Source organism: Pseudomonas sp. PB105 (genome assembly GCF_009764655.1).
In the GTDB taxonomy this organism is placed as follows: Bacteria; Pseudomonadota; Gammaproteobacteria; order Pseudomonadales; family Pseudomonadaceae; genus Aquipseudomonas; species Aquipseudomonas cyclaminis.
The window spans coordinates 1-16456 of sequence record NZ_RWIO01000008.1 but is presented as its reverse complement, the minus strand read 5'-3'; the positions used below and the strand labels follow the sequence as shown (position 1 = coordinate 16456).

General features: G+C 61.1%; 13 protein-coding genes. 10 read left to right on the top strand and 3 right to left on the bottom strand.

From position 1 onward, the window contains the following. The first annotated feature begins 13 nt into the window (after window positions 1-13). The 5 genes from ribBA (at window position 14) to EJD88_RS01365 (ending at window position 5215) form a co-directional block, all read left to right on the top strand. Window positions 14-1123 carry a bifunctional 3,4-dihydroxy-2-butanone-4-phosphate synthase/GTP cyclohydrolase II gene (gene ribBA / locus EJD88_RS01385; RefSeq protein ID WP_158876340.1) on the top strand — a complete coding sequence of 370 codons (1110 nt, stop codon included), beginning with the start codon at window positions 14-16 and terminating at the stop codon, window positions 1121-1123. A gap of 164 nt (window positions 1124-1287) precedes the next feature. Beyond that, on the top strand, window positions 1288-2313 hold the full coding sequence (locus tag EJD88_RS01380) for an ABC transporter substrate-binding protein (RefSeq protein ID WP_112194732.1): 1026 nt from the start codon (window positions 1288-1290) through the stop codon (window positions 2311-2313). After that, window positions 2310-3227, top strand: a complete 918-nt coding sequence (locus tag EJD88_RS01375; RefSeq protein WP_099584566.1) for an ABC transporter permease — start codon at window positions 2310-2312, stop codon at window positions 3225-3227. Before EJD88_RS01380 ends, EJD88_RS01375 begins: the two co-directional genes overlap by 4 nt. Before the next feature lie 6 nt (window positions 3228-3233). Then, entirely contained in the window at window positions 3234-4043 is an 810-nt protein-coding gene (locus EJD88_RS01370; protein WP_112194730.1) for an ABC transporter permease, read from the top strand. A gap of 17 nt (window positions 4044-4060) precedes the next feature. Continuing rightward, window positions 4061-5215 carry an ABC transporter ATP-binding protein gene (locus tag EJD88_RS01365; RefSeq protein ID WP_158876338.1) on the top strand — a complete coding sequence of 385 codons (1155 nt, stop codon included), beginning with the start codon at window positions 4061-4063 and terminating at the stop codon, window positions 5213-5215. A 127-nt stretch (window positions 5216-5342) separates the two neighbouring features. On the opposite strand, the gene EJD88_RS01360 is transcribed toward EJD88_RS01365, so the two are convergent. Continuing rightward, window positions 5343-6743 (bottom strand): cytosine permease, encoded by a 1401-nt coding sequence (locus tag EJD88_RS01360; RefSeq protein ID WP_099584599.1) that lies wholly within the window; start codon window positions 6741-6743, stop codon window positions 5343-5345. Between the two features lie 321 nt (window positions 6744-7064). Between EJD88_RS01360 and EJD88_RS01355 the strand changes: the two genes are divergently transcribed. Next, complete coding sequence (locus EJD88_RS01355; RefSeq protein WP_112194727.1) at window positions 7065-7550, top strand: flavin reductase family protein; 486 nt, start codon at window positions 7065-7067, stop codon at window positions 7548-7550. Between the two features lie 55 nt (window positions 7551-7605). Beyond that, complete coding sequence (locus tag EJD88_RS01350) at window positions 7606-8649, top strand: LLM class flavin-dependent oxidoreductase (protein WP_099584563.1); 1044 nt, start codon at window positions 7606-7608, stop codon at window positions 8647-8649. 50 nt (window positions 8650-8699) lie between these two features. On the opposite strand, the gene EJD88_RS01345 is transcribed toward EJD88_RS01350, so the two are convergent. Continuing rightward, on the bottom strand, window positions 8700-10001 hold the full coding sequence (locus EJD88_RS01345; protein ID WP_099584562.1) for an Nramp family divalent metal transporter: 1302 nt from the start codon (window positions 9999-10001) through the stop codon (window positions 8700-8702). Window positions 10002-10215: 214 nt separating this feature from the next. Between EJD88_RS01345 and EJD88_RS01340 the strand changes: the two genes are divergently transcribed. Next, window positions 10216-12624: a glucose/quinate/shikimate family membrane-bound PQQ-dependent dehydrogenase gene (locus EJD88_RS01340; RefSeq protein ID WP_158876336.1), complete on the top strand. Its 2409-nt coding sequence runs from the start codon at window positions 10216-10218 to the stop codon at window positions 12622-12624. 424 nt (window positions 12625-13048) lie between these two features. Continuing rightward, window positions 13049-13357, top strand: a complete 309-nt coding sequence (locus EJD88_RS01335; RefSeq protein ID WP_112194721.1) for a DUF6124 family protein — start codon at window positions 13049-13051, stop codon at window positions 13355-13357. Between the two features lie 81 nt (window positions 13358-13438). On the opposite strand, the gene EJD88_RS01330 is transcribed toward EJD88_RS01335, so the two are convergent. Beyond that, window positions 13439-14635: a XylR family transcriptional regulator gene (locus tag EJD88_RS01330; RefSeq protein ID WP_158876334.1), complete on the bottom strand. Its 1197-nt coding sequence runs from the start codon at window positions 14633-14635 to the stop codon at window positions 13439-13441. 139 nt (window positions 14636-14774) lie between these two features. Here EJD88_RS01330 and xylA point away from each other — a divergent pair, with 139 nt between their 5' ends. Further along, window positions 14775-16091: a xylose isomerase gene (gene xylA / locus EJD88_RS01325; protein WP_158876332.1), complete on the top strand. Its 1317-nt coding sequence runs from the start codon at window positions 14775-14777 to the stop codon at window positions 16089-16091. Window positions 16092-16456: the final 365 nt, after the last annotated feature.

Sequence of the window (16456 nt, the reverse complement as noted above, 5' to 3'; positions counted from 1 at the left end):
TCGAGCATTTCACATGGCCTTCAACAGCATTGCAGACATCATCGAAGACTACCGCCAAGGCAAGATGGTGCTTCTGGTGGACGACGAAGACCGGGAAAACGAGGGTGACCTGTTGCTGCCCGCCGCCTGCTGCACCGCCGAGACTATCAGCTTCATGGCCCGTGAAGCCCGCGGCCTGATCTGCCTGACACTCACCGACGAGCACTGTCAGCGCCTGGGCCTTGAGCAAATGGTGCCGAGCAATGGCAGCGTGTTCAGCACCGCGTTTACCGTGTCCATCGAAGCCGCCACGGGCGTGACCACCGGCATCTCCGCCGCCGACCGCGCACGCACCGTGGCAGCGGCCGTGGACATCAATGCCGGACCGACCGACATCGTGCAGCCGGGGCATATCTTCCCGTTGCGCGCCAAGGATGGCGGCGTGCTGACTCGCGCCGGGCATACCGAAGCCGGTTGCGACCTGGCGCGCCTGGCTGGGCACGCGCCGGCCTCGGTGATCGTCGAAGTAATGAACGACGACGGCACCATGGCCCGCCGTCCGGAGCTGGAAGTCTTCGCACGCAAACATGGCATCAAGATCGGCACCATCGCCGACCTGATCCACTACCGCCTCAGCACCGAACGCACCGTGGTGCGCATCGGTGAGCGCGACCTGCCCACGGTGCACGGCACCTTCCGCTTGATCACCTTTGAAGACCGTATCGACGGCGGCGTGCACATGGCGATGGTCATGGGCCAGTTGCACCGCGATACACCTGCACTGGTGCGCGTACATGTGATCGACCCGCTGCGCGACCTGGTCGGTGCCGACTACAGCGGCCCGTCAAACTGGACGCTGTGGGCTGCCTTGCAACGCGTAGCGGCCGAAGGCAGCGGCGTGGTGGTGGTGCTGGCCAATCATGAGTCGTCCCAGGCCCTGTTGGAACGCGTACCGCAACTGACTCAGGCGCCGCGCCAGTTCAGCCGGTCGCAGTCGCGCATTTACTCGGAAGTCGGCACCGGAGCGCAAATTTTGCAGGACCTCGGGGTGGGCAAGTTGCGCCACCTGGGCCCACCTTTGAAATACGCAGGCTTGACCGGTTACGACCTCGAAGTAGTGGAAAGTATTCCCTTCGTTTCATGACCCGGCCAGATAGCCGGTATGGCAAAGTGCTTGCGCAAAGTTTGGAATACCATAATATGATATTCCATAGGTTGGATGACCTTTATAACGTCATCCACACCGACTGCTCCCGATAGGCGGGCATCCAAAGCCCCGCTCATAAACACAACAATGAGGGCGTAAAAATGGTGTTGAACAAAGGTGCAACCGCAGCGCTGTTTGCGGGACTACTGAGCGTGACCAGCCACGTCGCGCTGGCGGCCGAAAGCGTCAATTTCGTGAGCTGGGGCGGTAGCACCCAGGATGCGCAGAAGCAGGCGTGGGCTGACCCGTTCAGCAAGGCCAGCGGTATCACCGTCGTACAGGATGGCCCCACCGACTACGGCAAACTCAAAGCCATGGTCGAGAGCGGCAACGTGCAGTGGGACGTGGTGGATGTGGAGGCCGACTTCGCCTTGCGCGCCGCCGCCGAAGGCCTGCTCGAACCGCTGGACTTTTCGGTGATCCAGCGCGACAAGATCGACCCGCGCTTCGTCTCCGACCACGGCGTCGGTTCGTTCTTCTTCTCCTTCGTGCTTGGCTACAACGAAGGCAAGCTCGGCGCGGGCAAACCCCAGGATTGGACCGCGCTGTTCGACACCAAGACCTACCCCGGCAAACGCGCCCTCTACAAATGGCCAAGCCCTGGCGTGCTCGAACTGGCGCTGCTGGCCGACGGTGTACCCGCCGACAAGCTCTACCCTCTGGACCTGGACCGCGCCTTCAAGAAACTCGACACCATCAAGAAAGACATCGTCTGGTGGGGCGGCGGCGCGCAGTCGCAACAACTGCTGGCCTCCGGCGAAGTCAGCATGGGGCAGTTCTGGAACGGCCGTATCCACGCCCTGCAGGAAGACGGTGCACCGGTCGGCGTGAGCTGGAAGCAAAACCTGGTGATGGCCGACATTCTCGTTGTGCCTAAAGGTTCGAAAAACAAAGCGGCAGCGATGAAATTCCTGGCCAATGCCAGCAGCGCCAAGGGCCAGGCGGATTTTTCCAACCTGACCGCCTATGCGCCGGTGAACATCGACAGCGTGCAGCGCCTGGATTCAGTCCTCGCACCCAACCTGCCGACGGCGTATGCCAAGGACCAGATCACCCTCGATTTCGCCTACTGGGCCAAGAACGGCCCGGCCATTGCGACACGGTGGAATGAATGGCTAGTCAAATGAAAATGACGGCAACCACACCGACCGGGAGCGCCCTCGGCGCTGCCGGTGCGGTACCGGCCAAGACACCCTCGCCGTCCCTGGCACAGCGCTGGCGCGGATCGAGCAACCTGATCCCGGCCCTGCTGTTTCTCGGCCTGTTCTTCCTCGCGCCGCTGATCGGCCTGCTGCTGCGCGGCGTGCTGGAGCCGGTGCCGGGCCTGGGCAACTATGAACAGCTGTTCGCCAACTCGGCCTATGCCCGGGTGTTGCTCAATACCTTTTCGGTGGCGGGACTGGTGACCTTGTTCAGCCTGCTACTGGGCTTTCCGCTGGCCTGGGCAATCACTCTCGTGCCGCGTGGTTGGGGGCGCTGGATGCTGAGCATTGTGCTGCTGTCGATGTGGACCAGCCTGCTGGCCCGCACCTATTCCTGGCTGGTGTTGCTGCAAGCCTCCGGGGTTATCAACAAGGCGTTGATGGCCATGGGCATCATCGATCAGCCATTGGAGATGGTGCATAACCTCACCGGCGTGGTGATCGGCATGAGCTACATCATGATCCCATTCATCGTGCTGCCGTTGCAGGCGACCATGCAGGCCATCGACCCGATGATCCTGCAGGCCGGCTCGATCTGCGGCGCGAGCCCGTGGACCAACTTCTTCCGTGTCTTCCTGCCGCTGTGCCGGCCGGGGTTGTTCTCCGGCGGGCTGATGGTGTTCGTGATGTCTCTCGGTTACTACGTCACCCCGGCGCTGCTCGGCGGTGCGCAGAACATGATGCTGCCCGAGTTCATCATCCAGCAGGTGCAGTCGTTCCTCAATTGGGGCCTGGCCAGTGCCGGCGCCGCGTTGCTGATCTTCATCACGCTGGTGTTGTTCTACTTCTACCTGAAGCTTCAGCCGGAATCCCCGGTTGGCGCCAGCAACGCGAGGTAAGCCGTCATGCTCCTGACCCCCAACGCCATGAGCCGCAGGATGCGCTTGGGCCTCTACACCACCACCGGGTTGATCGGCCTGTTCCTGCTGCTGCCGATCGTGTTTATCGTGCTGCTGTCGTTCGGCTCGTCGCAATGGCTGGTGTTCCCGCCGCCCGGCTGGACGCTCAAATGGTACGGCCAATTCTTTTCCAACCCCGATTGGATGAACGCCGCCATGGCCAGCCTCAAGGTCGCGGTGTTGACCACGGTGTTCGCCGTCGCCCTGGGCCTGCCCACCGCGTTTGCCCTGGTGCGCGGGCGCTTCCCCGGCCGCGAGTTGCTTTACGGCCTGTTCACCCTGCCGATGATCGTGCCGCTGGTGATTATCGCCGTGGCGGTGTATGCGCTGTTCCTCAAGCTGGGCTACACCGGCACGATGTTCGCCTTTGTGGTCAGCCATGTGATCGTTGCGCTGCCGTTTACCATCATCTCGATCATCAACTCGCTGAAGCTGTTCGACCAGTCGATTGAAGACGCGGCGGTGATCTGCGGCGCCTCGCGCTTGCAGGCCGTGTTCAAGGTGACGTTCCCGGCGATTCGCCCTGGGATGGTCGCCGGTGCACTGTTCGCGTTCCTGGTCTCATGGGACGAAGTGGTGCTCAGCGTGATGATGGCCAGCCCGACCCTGCAAACCCTTCCCGTAAAAATGTGGACCACCCTGCGCCAGGACCTGACGCCTGTGATCGCCGTCGCCTCGACGCTGCTGATCGGCCTCTCGGTGCTGGTCATGGTGATTGCCGCCGCCGTCCGCCGGCGCACCGAAACCCGCGCTTGAGCGCCGAGGATTAAGACATGAGTGCAGTGATCAAAGACCCCGTGCAAACACCTGGCCAAAGCCTGGTGAGCCTGCGCAACCTGAACAAGTTCTACGGCGAATTTGCTGCCGTGGACAACATCTCGCTGGACATCCAGGACGGCGAATTCCTCACCTTCCTCGGCTCCAGCGGCTCTGGCAAAAGCACCACCCTGTCGATGCTCGCCGGTTTCGAAACGCCGAGCAGCGGCGAGATCCTGGTCAGCGGCCAATCGCTGGTCAACGTGCCGCCGCACAAGCGCGACATCGGCATGGTGTTCCAGCGCTACTCGCTGTTCCCGCATTTGTCGGTGCGCGACAACATCGCCTTCCCCCTGGCGATCCGCAAACTGGCCAGCGCCGAGCGCGAAAAGCGTGTCGACGCCATGCTCAAGCTGGTGCAGCTTGAGCAGTTCGCACATCGCCGCCCTTCGCAACTGTCCGGTGGCCAACAGCAACGAGTCGCCATCGCCCGCGCCCTGGTGTACGAACCGCGCATCCTGCTGATGGACGAACCCCTCGGCGCCCTCGACAAAAAGCTGCGTGAAGACCTGCAGGACGAACTGCGCCAGCTGCACCGGCGCCTGGGCATCACCATCGTCTACGTGACCCACGACCAGGAAGAAGCCATGCGCCTGTCCCAGCGCATCGCGATTTTCAGCCACGGCAAGATCGTCGGCCTGGGCAGCGGCTTCGACCTGTACCAGAACCCGCCGAACGCGTTCGTGGCGTCGTTCCTCGGCAACTCCAACTTCCTCAAGCTCAAGGCCCAGGGCAACGCAGTGGCGTCGTTCGAAGGCCAATCCCTGTCGATCCGCCTGACCACCGGGTTGCGCACCGAACAGGACGTGCTGCTGATGGTACGCCCGGAAAAAGCCCTGGCGCTGAGTGTCGAACAGGCCGCCGAGCAACTGCTGGCGGCGGGCTGGAATGAAGTGTCGGCCATCGTAGGGGAAGTGTTGTTTCTCGGCGAAAGCCAGACCTGCACCGTGCGCACCCTGGGCGGCACGTCGATGACGGTCAAGGCGCTATCGGCTGCGGGTATGCCGCTCAAGGCCGGCGACCCGGTGCGTGTGCGCTGGGCGACGGCGGATGCGTGTGTGTATACCGAGTGGGCCGAAAGCGACCTGAACAAGGCCGCTGGCGCGCATTGAGTCACGGTTGTGGGGCCAATGACGATTGCCTATCTGCTCAAAAACAACGCAAATCAAATGTGGGAGGGGGCAAGCCCCCTCCCACATCCAGACGAGAATCCCGGCGCTGGCGTCCCTCGCCACAGGGTTATGACAGTCGGTAGACCGCCTTGGCCTTGCGGGTGTGTTGACGTGTCGCCAGGCAGTAATACAACGGACACGTCACCACCAAACCCACCAGCCACGACAGGTCCGCGCCTTCCACCAGGTTGGCCCACGGCCCCACGTACAGCGACGTATTGGCAAACGGCAACTGCACGATGATGCCGATGAAGTACGCCACGATCGCATGCAGGTTAAAGCGCCCATACACGCCGCCATCTGCCTGGAAGATCGAAGCGATGTCATAGACGCCGCGCTTGATGACGTAGAAGTCGATCAGGTTGATCGACGCCCACGGCACCAGTACCAGCAACAGCGCGAGGATCAGGCCGATGAACTGCGAGATGAAATCCGCCGACGCGCCCAACGCCACCACGCAACAGCCGGCGAGGATCACGCCCGACAGCACCACGCGCACTTTGATACTGGGAGTCCAGTGGCTGGCGAAGGTCTGGATCGAAGTGACGATCGACAGCACCGCGCCGTACAGATTCAAGGCGTTGTGGCTGATGATATTGAGCAAAAACAGCACCATCAGGATCGGCCCCAGCCAACCGGTGGCCTGCTTGACCGCTACCATGGCTTCGGTGCCCTCGGGCGTGGCGAGTGCGGCAACCAGGCCAAAGGCGAAGGACAGGATCGTGCCGAGGGTGGCGCCCAGGTAGGTCGCAATGAAAGGCCGGGTAATTCCGATGTCCGCCGGCAGGTAACGCGAGTAGTCGCTGGTATAGGGCGAAAAGCTGATCTGCCAGATCACCCCCAGCGACACGGTGGCCAACCAGCCAGCTGCGTTGAAGCCGCCACGGCTCAGGAAATCCGCCGGTAGGTCATGGGCAAAGATGTAGGCAAACCCGGCGAGCAATGCGCTGCCCATCACCCAGGTGCCGATACGGTTCAAGGTGTGGATAAAGCGGTAGCCGATCACACCGATGGCGGTGGCGCTGAGGGCGCCGATCAGGATGCTTGCCGGCACCGGCACCGACGGCACGATGCCGACGATGGATTTGCCAGCCAGCACGATGTTGGAAATAAAGAAGCCGATGTAGATCAGTGCGGCGAAGAACACAATCAGCAAGGCGCCGTAGCGGCCGAACTGGCCACGGCTCTGCACCATCTGCGGAATGCCCATGCGCGGGCCCTGGGCCGAGGCAAGGGCTATCACGATACCGCCGAGCAGGTGCCCGAGGGCAATTGCCAACAGTCCCCAGGCCAGATTGAGGTGGAATACCTGGGCGACCATGGCGCCGGTGACGATGGGCAGCGGCGCGATGTTGGTGCTGAACCATAAAGTGAACAGGTCGCGGGCCTTTCCGTGGCGCTCTGCGAGAGGGACGTAATCGACCGTGTGATGCTCGATCAGGGGGTCTTGCCGGGACATCTGGGGCATGGAAATGAACTCGCGTTTGTCTGATCTTATAGTTGTTTGACGCCATACCGGGGGGAGCTCTTCGGCCCTCTCGGATGAACACCATATTATGGTATTCCAACATTTCCACAAGACTGATCCGCTGTTTGTACCTGCAACTGATCCGGTTCCCTGTCGCCTTGAATCCTTTAAATTTCAGCCTGAACCCCAGCATTCATTGGATATTTCGCCAGAACAAGACGTTTATCGGGGGTTTAAAAAAGCGCTTGCAAGCTGTGTATTACGGTATACCATCATACCTACAAGTTAATAAAAACCGCTCCACCGCCAGAGGACCGTCACATGATCGATGCCGCCATCTACAAACAAGTGATGGGTTCATTTCCGTCCGGGGTCACCGTGATTACCACGCTTGATGACGACGGCCAGATCGTCGGCCTCACCGCCAGCGCCTTCAGCTCCTTGTCCATGGAACCGGCCCTGGTGCTGTTCTGCCCCAATTACAGCTCCGACTCCTACCCCATTCTGATCAAGAACAAGCGCTTTGCCATCCACGTCCTGTCGGGCGGCCAGCAAAGCGAAGCCTATGCGTTTGCGCGCAAGGGCAAAGACAAGGCCCAAGGCATCGAATGGACGCTCAGCGCGCTGGGCAACCCGATCCTGGCGAATGCCACGGCGGTGATCGAGTGCGAGCTGTGGCGTGAATATGAAGGCGGCGACCACGCGATCATGGTCGGCTCGGTCAAGAACCTGATCGTGCCGGAACAGGCCAACGGGCCCTTGGTCTATTGCCACGGCAAAATGGGCGCCCTGCCCGTGCCTGCCTGACCTCCCAGCAAACCCGGTATTTGCGCAAAACAACAACAGATTAGAGGTAAGCACCATGAAGTTTTCGCTGTTCGTACACATGGAACGTTGGGACGAAAGTGTCAGCCATCGTCAGTTGTTCGAAGACTTGACCGAACTGACCCTGATGGCCGAGGCCGGCGGTTTCAGCACCGTGTGGATTGGCGAACACCACGCCATGGAATACACCATTTCGCCAAGCCCGATGCCGCTGCTGGCTTACCTCGCGGCCAAGACCACCACGATTCATCTGGGCGCCGGCACCATCATCGCGCCGTTCTGGCACCCGCTGCGGGTGGCGGGCGAATGCGCCTTGCTAGACGTGATCAGCAACGGGCGCATGGAAGTCGGCCTGGCTCGCGGCGCGTACCAGGTGGAGTTTGACCGCATGGCCGGCGGCATGCCCGCCTCCAGCGGCGGCCAGGCCCTGCGTGAAATGGTGCCGGTGGTGCGTGCACTGTGGAAAGGCGACTACGCCCACGACGGCGAGATCTGGAAATTCCCCACCTCCACCAGCGTGCCCAAGCCGATCCAGCAGCCCAACCCGCCGATGTGGATCGCCGCCCGCGACCCGGACTCACACAACTTCGCGGTGGCCAACGGCTGCAATGTGATGGTGACGCCGCTGATGAAGGGCGACGAAGAAGTCCTCGACCTGAAAAACAAATTCCAGGCGGCCCTCGACAACAACCCCGACGTACCGCGCCCGCAATTGATGGTACTGCGCCACACCCATGTGCACGCGGCCGATGATCCGGAAGGTTGGAAAGTCGGGGCCAAGGCAATCTCGAAGTTCTATCGCACCTTCGATGCCTGGTTCGGCAATAAAGAAGTCCCGGTGAATGGCTTCCTGGCGCCAAGCCCGGAAGAAAAATTCGCCGCCCGCCCTGAGTTCGAACTGGAAAGCCTGCACAAGACCGCGATGATCGGCACCGCCGCCGAGATCATCCCGCGCATCCAGTACTACCAGGAACTGGGCGTGGATGAGTTCAGCTTCTGGTGCGATAACAGCTTGTCTCATGCAGAGAAGAAGAAGTCGCTGGCGCTGTTTATCGAGCAGGTGGTGCCGGCGTTTCGTTGACTGCTTGCAGGCTTCGCATCAAGCAGATGCGGAGCCTGCAAGTCCGGCAATCAGCTGAACAGTTCGACACCCAACTGGAACGCAACCCACAGCGCCAGCCCCGTGGCAAAGAGCAGCGCGATATTTTCGAACAGGTTGTTGCGGTATTCCTTGCTCAACAGCGACTTCTGGTTGGACATGATCAGCAAGCCGAGGGAAATCACCGGCAAGCCAATGATGTTCAACGCGCTGACGCCGATGGTCAGCGTGACAAAGTCCGGCATGCCCGGCAGCGACCAGATCAGTGGGGTCACCAGGATGAACAACATGAACCACTTGTGCAGCGGGTCATGGTGGAATTCTTTGCCGTAACGCTCGCGGCGTCCGGGCCGCACATGCTGGAAGGCATCGGTGATCAGCATGGGAAACGCCGTGGTTTTACCGGAGATGCTGGCAAACAACGTTGCGAACACGCCAATAAAGAAGATGTACCAGCCAATAGGGCCGAAGAAGATTTCGAGTGCCTTACCCAGGTCGCTCAGGGTCTTCACTTCAATGCCGTTGGGCCGCAGGATCTCGGCGCCTACAATCCAGATCGCCAGGTTGATCACAATGCCGACGAACACGGCAAATAACAGGTCGTTGCGTTGGATGCGCTTGTGCTGTGGGCCAACCCAGCCTTTTTGACGCATGACATAGGGGTGCACGAAGTTGGCAATCGAGCCCGCCACCGCGCCGATCACCGAGACCGCCACCAGCAATGCCCCGTGTACGCCCTCATCCGGCGGAATGCTGAAACCAATCGTCCCTTTGACAATGCCCGCCATATCCGGCCCGGACATCACCGCCAGCGCAATGAATGCGAGGGTCATGATTGCCAGCAGGCCTTTCATCACACCTTCGATCATCGAATAGATATTGCGCCCGACCAGCAGCCATACGGCCAATACCACCGCCACCGAGCACAGCAATGCATAGTCGGTCTTGAACAACATGGCCAGGGCTTCCCCCGCGCCCTTGATCATGTAGGCATTCATCAAATGCCCCATCAGCAGCGCATACACCAGCAGGAACCAGGCGAAAAACGGGTTCAACTGAGCGTAACCCTGGAGGATCGTCATGCCTTGGTTATTGCACAGCTGAAACCGCGCAATGATGTTGACGATCAGGTACCTGAGCAGCAGGGACACTGCCAGCACCCACATCATCGCATAACCATAGTTGGCGCCGGCCACGGAGGACGTAATCAAATCGCCTGCGCCCAGCCAGGACAGTACCGCAATGACGCCGGGGCCAAGCAACTTGAGAAGTCGTACAACATGGCCGGGCGCAGAGGCCACAGCCTTGCCTTCGACAGAAGGAAAACCGGTCATAGGAGAGTCTCCGTTATTTTTTTTGTGAGAGCCTGGGTAGTCGAACACAATTGATATGACGTCGTACAACCATGATAGTGAGTTAAGTATTAATAAATGTTTCGTGCCAACCAGGGCGTCCGCTATGGCCTAAGACGCGTTGCAAAATGTACTATCTGGTTACTTATCTTGCTAAAATCGCGTCTTTGCCCTCTCACATTCGAGTCCTTTCGACATGAAACGAGCATCGCGCGCCACCGGCGTCTCTAGATTCCTACTCCTGGGCCTGGGCGTTGTCATCGCCCTGCTCGGCCTTGCCCTCGCCGTCGGCGGCGCCAAACTGGTCAGTCTGGGTGGCTCCTGGTACTTCCTGATCGGCGGCGTGGCCATGGCGATTGCCGGCCTGTTGATTGCCCGGCGTAACCCGGCGGGCGCGTGGTTGTTCGCCGCATTCCTGGTCGGCACAGCGATCTGGGCCGTGGCGGATGTGGGCCTGGTGTTCTGGCCGCTGTTCTCGCGCGTGTTCATGTTCGCCGCCATCGGCATGGTCGTAGCGCTGGTGTATCCGCTGCTGGCCGGCCGGCCCGCGCGCGGTGCCTATGGCGTTGCCGCCGTGTTGGCGGTGGGCGTGGCGGTGGCGGCGGGCAATATGTTCGTCGCCCATCCCAGCGTCGCGCCGACCGGTGCGGGCCCAGGCGTCACGCCCGTGGCCCCGACCGATGCGCAGAAAGATTGGGCGCACTACGGCAACACCGAAGGCGGCAGCCGTTTCGCCGCGCTGGACCAGATCAACCGCGACAACGTCAACAAGCTCAAAGTCGCCTGGACCTACCACACCGGCGACGTAGCGATCAGCGACGGCAACGGTGCCGAAGACCAACTGACCCCGCTGCAGATCGGCAACAAAGTCTTCATCTGCACCCCGCACAACAACCTGATCGCCCTCGACGCCGACACCGGCAAAGAGCTGTGGAAGAACGAAGTCAACGCCAAGTCGGCGGTGTGGCAGCGTTGCCGTGGCATGGCGTATTTCGACGCCACCGCGCCGATTGCCCAGCCGACCCAGCCCAACAGCTCGCCGATCATCGCCGCCACGGTTGCGCCCGGCGCGCAGTGCCAGCGCCGTTTGCTGACCAACACCATCGACGCACGCCTGATCGCGGTCGATGCCGACACCGGCAAATTCTGCGAAGACTTCGGCATCCACGGCCAGGTGGATTTGAAAGCCGGCCTGGGCAACGTCCCGGACAGCTACTACCAGCTCTCCTCCGCCCCATTGATCGCCGGCACCACCGTTGTGGTGGGCGGCCGCGTGGCGGATAACGTGCAGACCGACATGCCAGGCGGCGTGATCCGTGGTTTTGATGTAATCAGCGGCCAGATGCGCTGGGCCTTCGACCCCGGCAACCCAGAAGACAAACAAGCCCCGACCGGCGACAGCACCTACGTGCGCAGCACGCCAAACAGCTGGGCGCCGATGTCCTACGACCCGCTGATGAACACGATTTTCCTGCCGATGGGCAGTTCGTCCACCGATATCTACGGCGTTGAGCGCACCCAGCTCAACCATAAATACGGCGCTTCGGTGCTGGCCCTGGATGCCTCCAGCGGTGCGGAAAAATGGGTGTACCAGACCGTCCACAACGACCTGTGGGACTTCGACCTGCCGATGCAGCCAAGCCTGATCGACTTCACCCCACCGGGCAGCGACAAAGCTGTACCGGCGGTGGTGATTGGCACCAAGGCCGGGCAGATCTACGTGCTGGATCGCGCCACCGGCAAGCCGCTGACCGAGGTCAAAGACGTACCGGTCAAGGCCGCCAACATCCCCAATGAGCCCTACTCTCCAACCCAGCCTAAATCGGTGGGCATGCCGCAGATCGGCGCGCAAACCCTGACTGAATCGGACATGTGGGGCGCAACGCCGTACGACCAGTTGCTGTGCCGCATCGACTTCAAAGGCATGCGCTACGACGGTCTGTACACCGCGCCAGGCACCGATAAATCCCTGAGCTTTCCCGGCTCCCTGGGCGGCATGAACTGGGGCAGTATTTCCACCGACCCGGTGCACGGTTTTATCTTCGTCAACGACATGCGCCTGGGCCTGTGGATCCAGATGGTGCCGGCGCAGAAAAACGCCCAAACCTCCTCCGGTGGCGAAGCGCTGAACACCGGCATGGGCGCCGTCCCGCTCAAGGGCACGCCGTATGCCGTGAACAAAAACCGCTTCCTGTCGGTGGCCGGCATTCCGTGCCAGGCGCCGCCGTTCGGCACCCTGACCGCTATCGACATGAAGACCCAGAAAGTCGCGTGGCAAGTACCGGTCGGCACCGTTGAAGACACCGGCCCGCTGGGCATCCGCATGCACCTGCCGATCAAGATCGGCCTGCCGACCCTCGGCGGCACCCTGTCGACCCAGGGCGGTTTGATCTTTATCGCCGGTACCCAGGACTTCTACCTGCGCGCCTTCAACAGCGGCAATGGTGATGAAGTCTGGAAGGCCCGCCTGCCCGTCGGCAGCCAAGGCGGCCCGATGACCTACGTGTCGCCGAAAACCGGCAAGCAGTACGTAGTCATCACCGCTGGCGGTGCACGCCAATCCACTGACCGTGGCGACTACGTGATCGCCTACGCCCTGCCATAACCCCTCTGTCCGCGCGGTGCCCTTGCACCGCGCGCTCCGGCATCGGCAACAAGCCCCTTCTACATCGCCTGCATTTCAATAGGTGAGCGGTATCGTTAGTGGCATTTGGTCATGGTTTGTAAAGGGCCAGCAAGTCGGGCCGCTTTTAATTGCAGGACGTTTCCTAGACAATTCCTGCCGCCTTGTGCCTGTTGGAATCGCTGGCTAGTCCGCCGTCCGTCACTGCCAAATCAGTGATCGGGTTTAGTCGCCTGATCTTCCAACGCGTGCATGGTCCTTCATCAGTTTTATGGTGGCTGTGCGCAGGGCACCTTCGGGTGCGCCGGTATTTTCGCGTTGGAGCCGGTCGACTAACCTGCGTACAGCCGCCACCCTCGTTTAGTCGCGAAGGGTGTCGGCCCCGCATCCAACGCGAAGGTACACCATGAATAAAGTCATCCCCGATCCACCCTTTGATCCCGCCAAAGACCGCGCCGCCTTCAACCGCGCCATCGACCACTACCTGCCCACTCAAGGCCTCCACTCGGTCAACGAAGACCTGAGTTTCGAAGATGCCCTGCTTTACACCGCCAGCTTGCTCGACAGCGCTTCCGCCACGGCGCTGGATTGCGGTGACCTGCTACCAAGCCCCGAACGGGCGAAGATTCTGGCCGTGTGGCATTTGCTGGAAATTGCAAAGACCACCGTGGATCGCTCCATCGAATGCCTGAAGCCCGCTAAAGCAACTGCCTGAACACGTTAAAAAGGTGGGAGGGGGCAAGTCGAAGCGTCGCACCGCCCCTCCCACATTGGGTCCAGCAGTGTATGTAAGGCCTTACTCAGGCACGGGCAACTCAAACTCCGCACCCTGCTGGTACTCCCTCGGCGTACAACCCAATTCACGACGAAACACCGTATGCAGGTACTGCGCCGACTTGAAGCCGCACCTGGCCGCAATATCGGCAATCGCCAGTTCGTGGCTCTCCAGGCCCTTGGCGGCGGCGGCGAGTTTGAAGCGCAGGATCTCGTCATGCACGCTGCAGCCGCGCACCTTGCGAAAGTGCGCTTCCAGGGATGAGCGCGACACGCCGACATAGGCCGCCACCTGCGCGGTCTTGATGCCCTGGCAGGCGTACTGGCGGATAAACAGCAGCGCCTGCATCACGTACGGATTACCCAAGGGTTGATGCAAGCTGGAGGCCTGCACATTGATCGCCTCCGGCGGTACCAGGATCCGCGTGCCCACGCACGGCTTGCCATGCAGCATCTGGTGCAACAGCGCAGCGGCAGTACGGCCCATGGTTTCGGTGCCCTGGACCACCGAACTCAGCGGCACCCGCGTGAGGGTGCGGGTCAGCGGGTCGTTGTCGATGCCGATCAGCGCGACTTGCTCCGGCACGGCGATGCCGGCGGTGAGGCAGGCTTGCAGCAATTGCCGGGCACGGGCATCGGTGACGGCGATGATGCCGATGGGCTTGGGCAAGCTGTGCAGCCAGGCGATCTGCTGCTCCACGGCGCTGTCCCACAACGGCGCGCTGGTGCCCAGGCCGCGATACACCTCAACGTGCAAACCATCGCGCAGCATCAGGCGGCGAAAGGCTTTTTCGCGCTCCTGGGCCCAGCGATTGGCCTGGGCTTCAGGCAGGCTGAAACAGGCAAAGCGCGTCAGCCCGGCCTCGATCAGGTGCTCGTAGGCCAGCTTCATCAAGGCGTAATTGTCGGTGGCCACATAGGGAATGCCCTGGGGATAGGCGCGCGTATCCTCATAGGAACCGCCCACCGCCACCACCGGCAACTGGCTGCCAGCCAGCGCCTCGCCGATCAGCGGGTCGTCGAAGTCGGCAATGATCCCATCGCCTTGAAAGCGCTCGATGCCTTTGAGGCGGCACAGAAAGTCTTCTTCCAGGAACAAGTCCCAGGAGACCCGCGTACTGCTCAGGTAATTGCCGATGCCGGCGATGATGCCGCGGTCGTAGATTTTGCTGCCGTTGAACAACAGCGCAATGCGGTGCACGGGCGGTAGGGTTTTCATTGTTTTTGTCCTGGGGCCTGTTTCGACAGACTAGCCCTCACTGCACAAAATCGCACTACGCCTTGGTGATTTTCATAATCAACCGCCCCACCGCCGTTGCTAGTATCCAGACACCGCCAAGAACAATAAGGAAAACGCCATGCTGTACTTCCCCGGTGTCGAGAAGGTTCGCTTCGAAGGCCCCAGCAGCGACTCCCCCCTCGCCTTTCGCCACTACGACGCCAACAAGCTGATCCTCGGCAAACCCATGCGTGAACACCTGCGCATGGCGGCCTGTTATTGGCACACGTTCGTCTGGCCCGGTGCGGATATGTTCGGCGTGGGTACTTTCAAGCGCCCGTGGCAGCGCAGCGGCGAGCCGATGGAGCTGGCCATGGGCAAGGCGGATGCGGCCTTTGAGTTTTTCTCCAAGCTGGGTATCGACTACTACAGTTTTCACGACACCGACGTGGCGCCCGAAGGCAGTTCGCTCAAGGAATATCGCCAGCACTTCGCGCAGATGGTCGACCACCTGGAGCGCCACCAGGAACAGAGCGGTATCAAACTGCTGTGGGGCACCGCCAACTGCTTCAGCAACCCGCGCTTTGCCGCCGGCGCGGCCAGTAACCCGGACCCGGAAGTGTTCGCCTATGCCGCCGCCCAGGTGTACAGCGCGATGAACGCCACCCTGCGACTCAAGGGTTCCAACTATGTGCTGTGGGGCGGCCGTGAAGGCTATGAAACCCTGCTCAATACCGACCTCAAGCGTGAGCGCGAACAGCTCGGGCGCTTTATGCGCATGGTGGTGGAACACAAGCACAAGATCGGCTTCAAGGGCGACCTGCTGATCGAGCCCAAGCCTCAGGAGCCGACCAAGCACCAATACGATTACGACAGCGCCACGGTGTTCGGCTTTTTGCATGAGTACGGCCTGGAACATGAGATCAAGGTGAATATCGAGGCCAACCACGCGACCCTGGCCGGGCACAGTTTCCATCACGAGATTGCCACGGCCGTGTCCCTCGGCATCTTCGGCAGCATCGACGCCAACCGTGGCGACCCGCAGAACGGCTGGGACACCGACCAGTTCCCCAACAGCGTCGAGGAAATGACCCTGGCCACTTATGAAATCCTCAAGGCTGGCGGGTTCCAGAACGGCGGCTATAACTTTGATTCCAAGGTGCGGCGCCAGAGCCTGGATGACGTGGATCTGTTCCACGGCCACGTCGCGGCCATGGACGTATTGGCGCTGGCCCTGGAACGTGCGGCAGCCATGGTGCAGAACGACCGGTTGCAACAGTTCAAGGACCAGCGCTATGCCGGCTGGCAACAGCCACTGGGCCAGGCGGTGCTGGCGGGTGAGTTCAGCCTGCAATCGCTGGCCGAGCATGCATTTGCCCAGGAGCTCAACCCGCAGGCAGTGAGTGGGCGGCAGGAGATGCTTGAAGGGGTTGTGAACCGGTTTATCTACACCTGAGTGATCCTGTGCACTTTTGCCTGTGGCTGCAGTTGGGATTGTGGTTATGGTTGGGATTGTGGCTGGGATTGGGATTGTGGTGAGCGGGCTTGCCCCGCGCTGGGCTGCGAAGCAGCCCCAAACCAGACGACACAATTTTACCTGAAACACCGAGGTGCCTGACTTCAGGGCTGCTTCGCAGCCCAGCGCGGGGCAAGCCCGCTCACCACAACAGCAACAGCAACAGCAACAGCAACAACAACAGCAACAGCAACAGCAACAGCAACAGCAACAGCAACAGCAACAGCAACAGCAACAGCAACAGCAACAGCAACAGCAACAGCAACAGCAACAGCAACAGCAACAGCAACAGCAACAGCAACAGC

What these genes read in the sequence shown, in the direction of transcription:
- ribBA (WP_158876340.1), top strand. Translation starts at nt 14, where the DNA reads ATGGCCTTCAACAGCATTGCAGACATCATCGAAGACTACCGCCAAGGC.
- EJD88_RS01380 (WP_112194732.1), top strand. Translation starts at nt 1,288, where the DNA reads ATGGTGTTGAACAAAGGTGCAACCGCAGCGCTGTTTGCGGGACTACTG.
- EJD88_RS01375 (WP_099584566.1), top strand. Translation starts at nt 2,310, where the DNA reads ATGAAAATGACGGCAACCACACCGACCGGGAGCGCCCTCGGCGCTGCC.
- EJD88_RS01370 (WP_112194730.1), top strand. Translation starts at nt 3,234, where the DNA reads ATGCTCCTGACCCCCAACGCCATGAGCCGCAGGATGCGCTTGGGCCTC.
- EJD88_RS01365 (WP_158876338.1), top strand. Translation starts at nt 4,061, where the DNA reads ATGAGTGCAGTGATCAAAGACCCCGTGCAAACACCTGGCCAAAGCCTG.
- EJD88_RS01360 (WP_099584599.1), bottom strand. Translation starts at nt 6,743, where the DNA reads ATGCCCCAGATGTCCCGGCAAGACCCCCTGATCGAGCATCACACGGTC.
- EJD88_RS01355 (WP_112194727.1), top strand. Translation starts at nt 7,065, where the DNA reads ATGATCGATGCCGCCATCTACAAACAAGTGATGGGTTCATTTCCGTCC.
- EJD88_RS01350 (WP_099584563.1), top strand. Translation starts at nt 7,606, where the DNA reads ATGAAGTTTTCGCTGTTCGTACACATGGAACGTTGGGACGAAAGTGTC.
- EJD88_RS01345 (WP_099584562.1), bottom strand. Translation starts at nt 10,001, where the DNA reads ATGACCGGTTTTCCTTCTGTCGAAGGCAAGGCTGTGGCCTCTGCGCCC.
- EJD88_RS01340 (WP_158876336.1), top strand. Translation starts at nt 10,216, where the DNA reads ATGAAACGAGCATCGCGCGCCACCGGCGTCTCTAGATTCCTACTCCTG.
- EJD88_RS01335 (WP_112194721.1), top strand. Translation starts at nt 13,049, where the DNA reads ATGAATAAAGTCATCCCCGATCCACCCTTTGATCCCGCCAAAGACCGC.
- EJD88_RS01330 (WP_158876334.1), bottom strand. Translation starts at nt 14,635, where the DNA reads ATGAAAACCCTACCGCCCGTGCACCGCATTGCGCTGTTGTTCAACGGC.
- xylA (WP_158876332.1), top strand. Translation starts at nt 14,775, where the DNA reads ATGCTGTACTTCCCCGGTGTCGAGAAGGTTCGCTTCGAAGGCCCCAGC.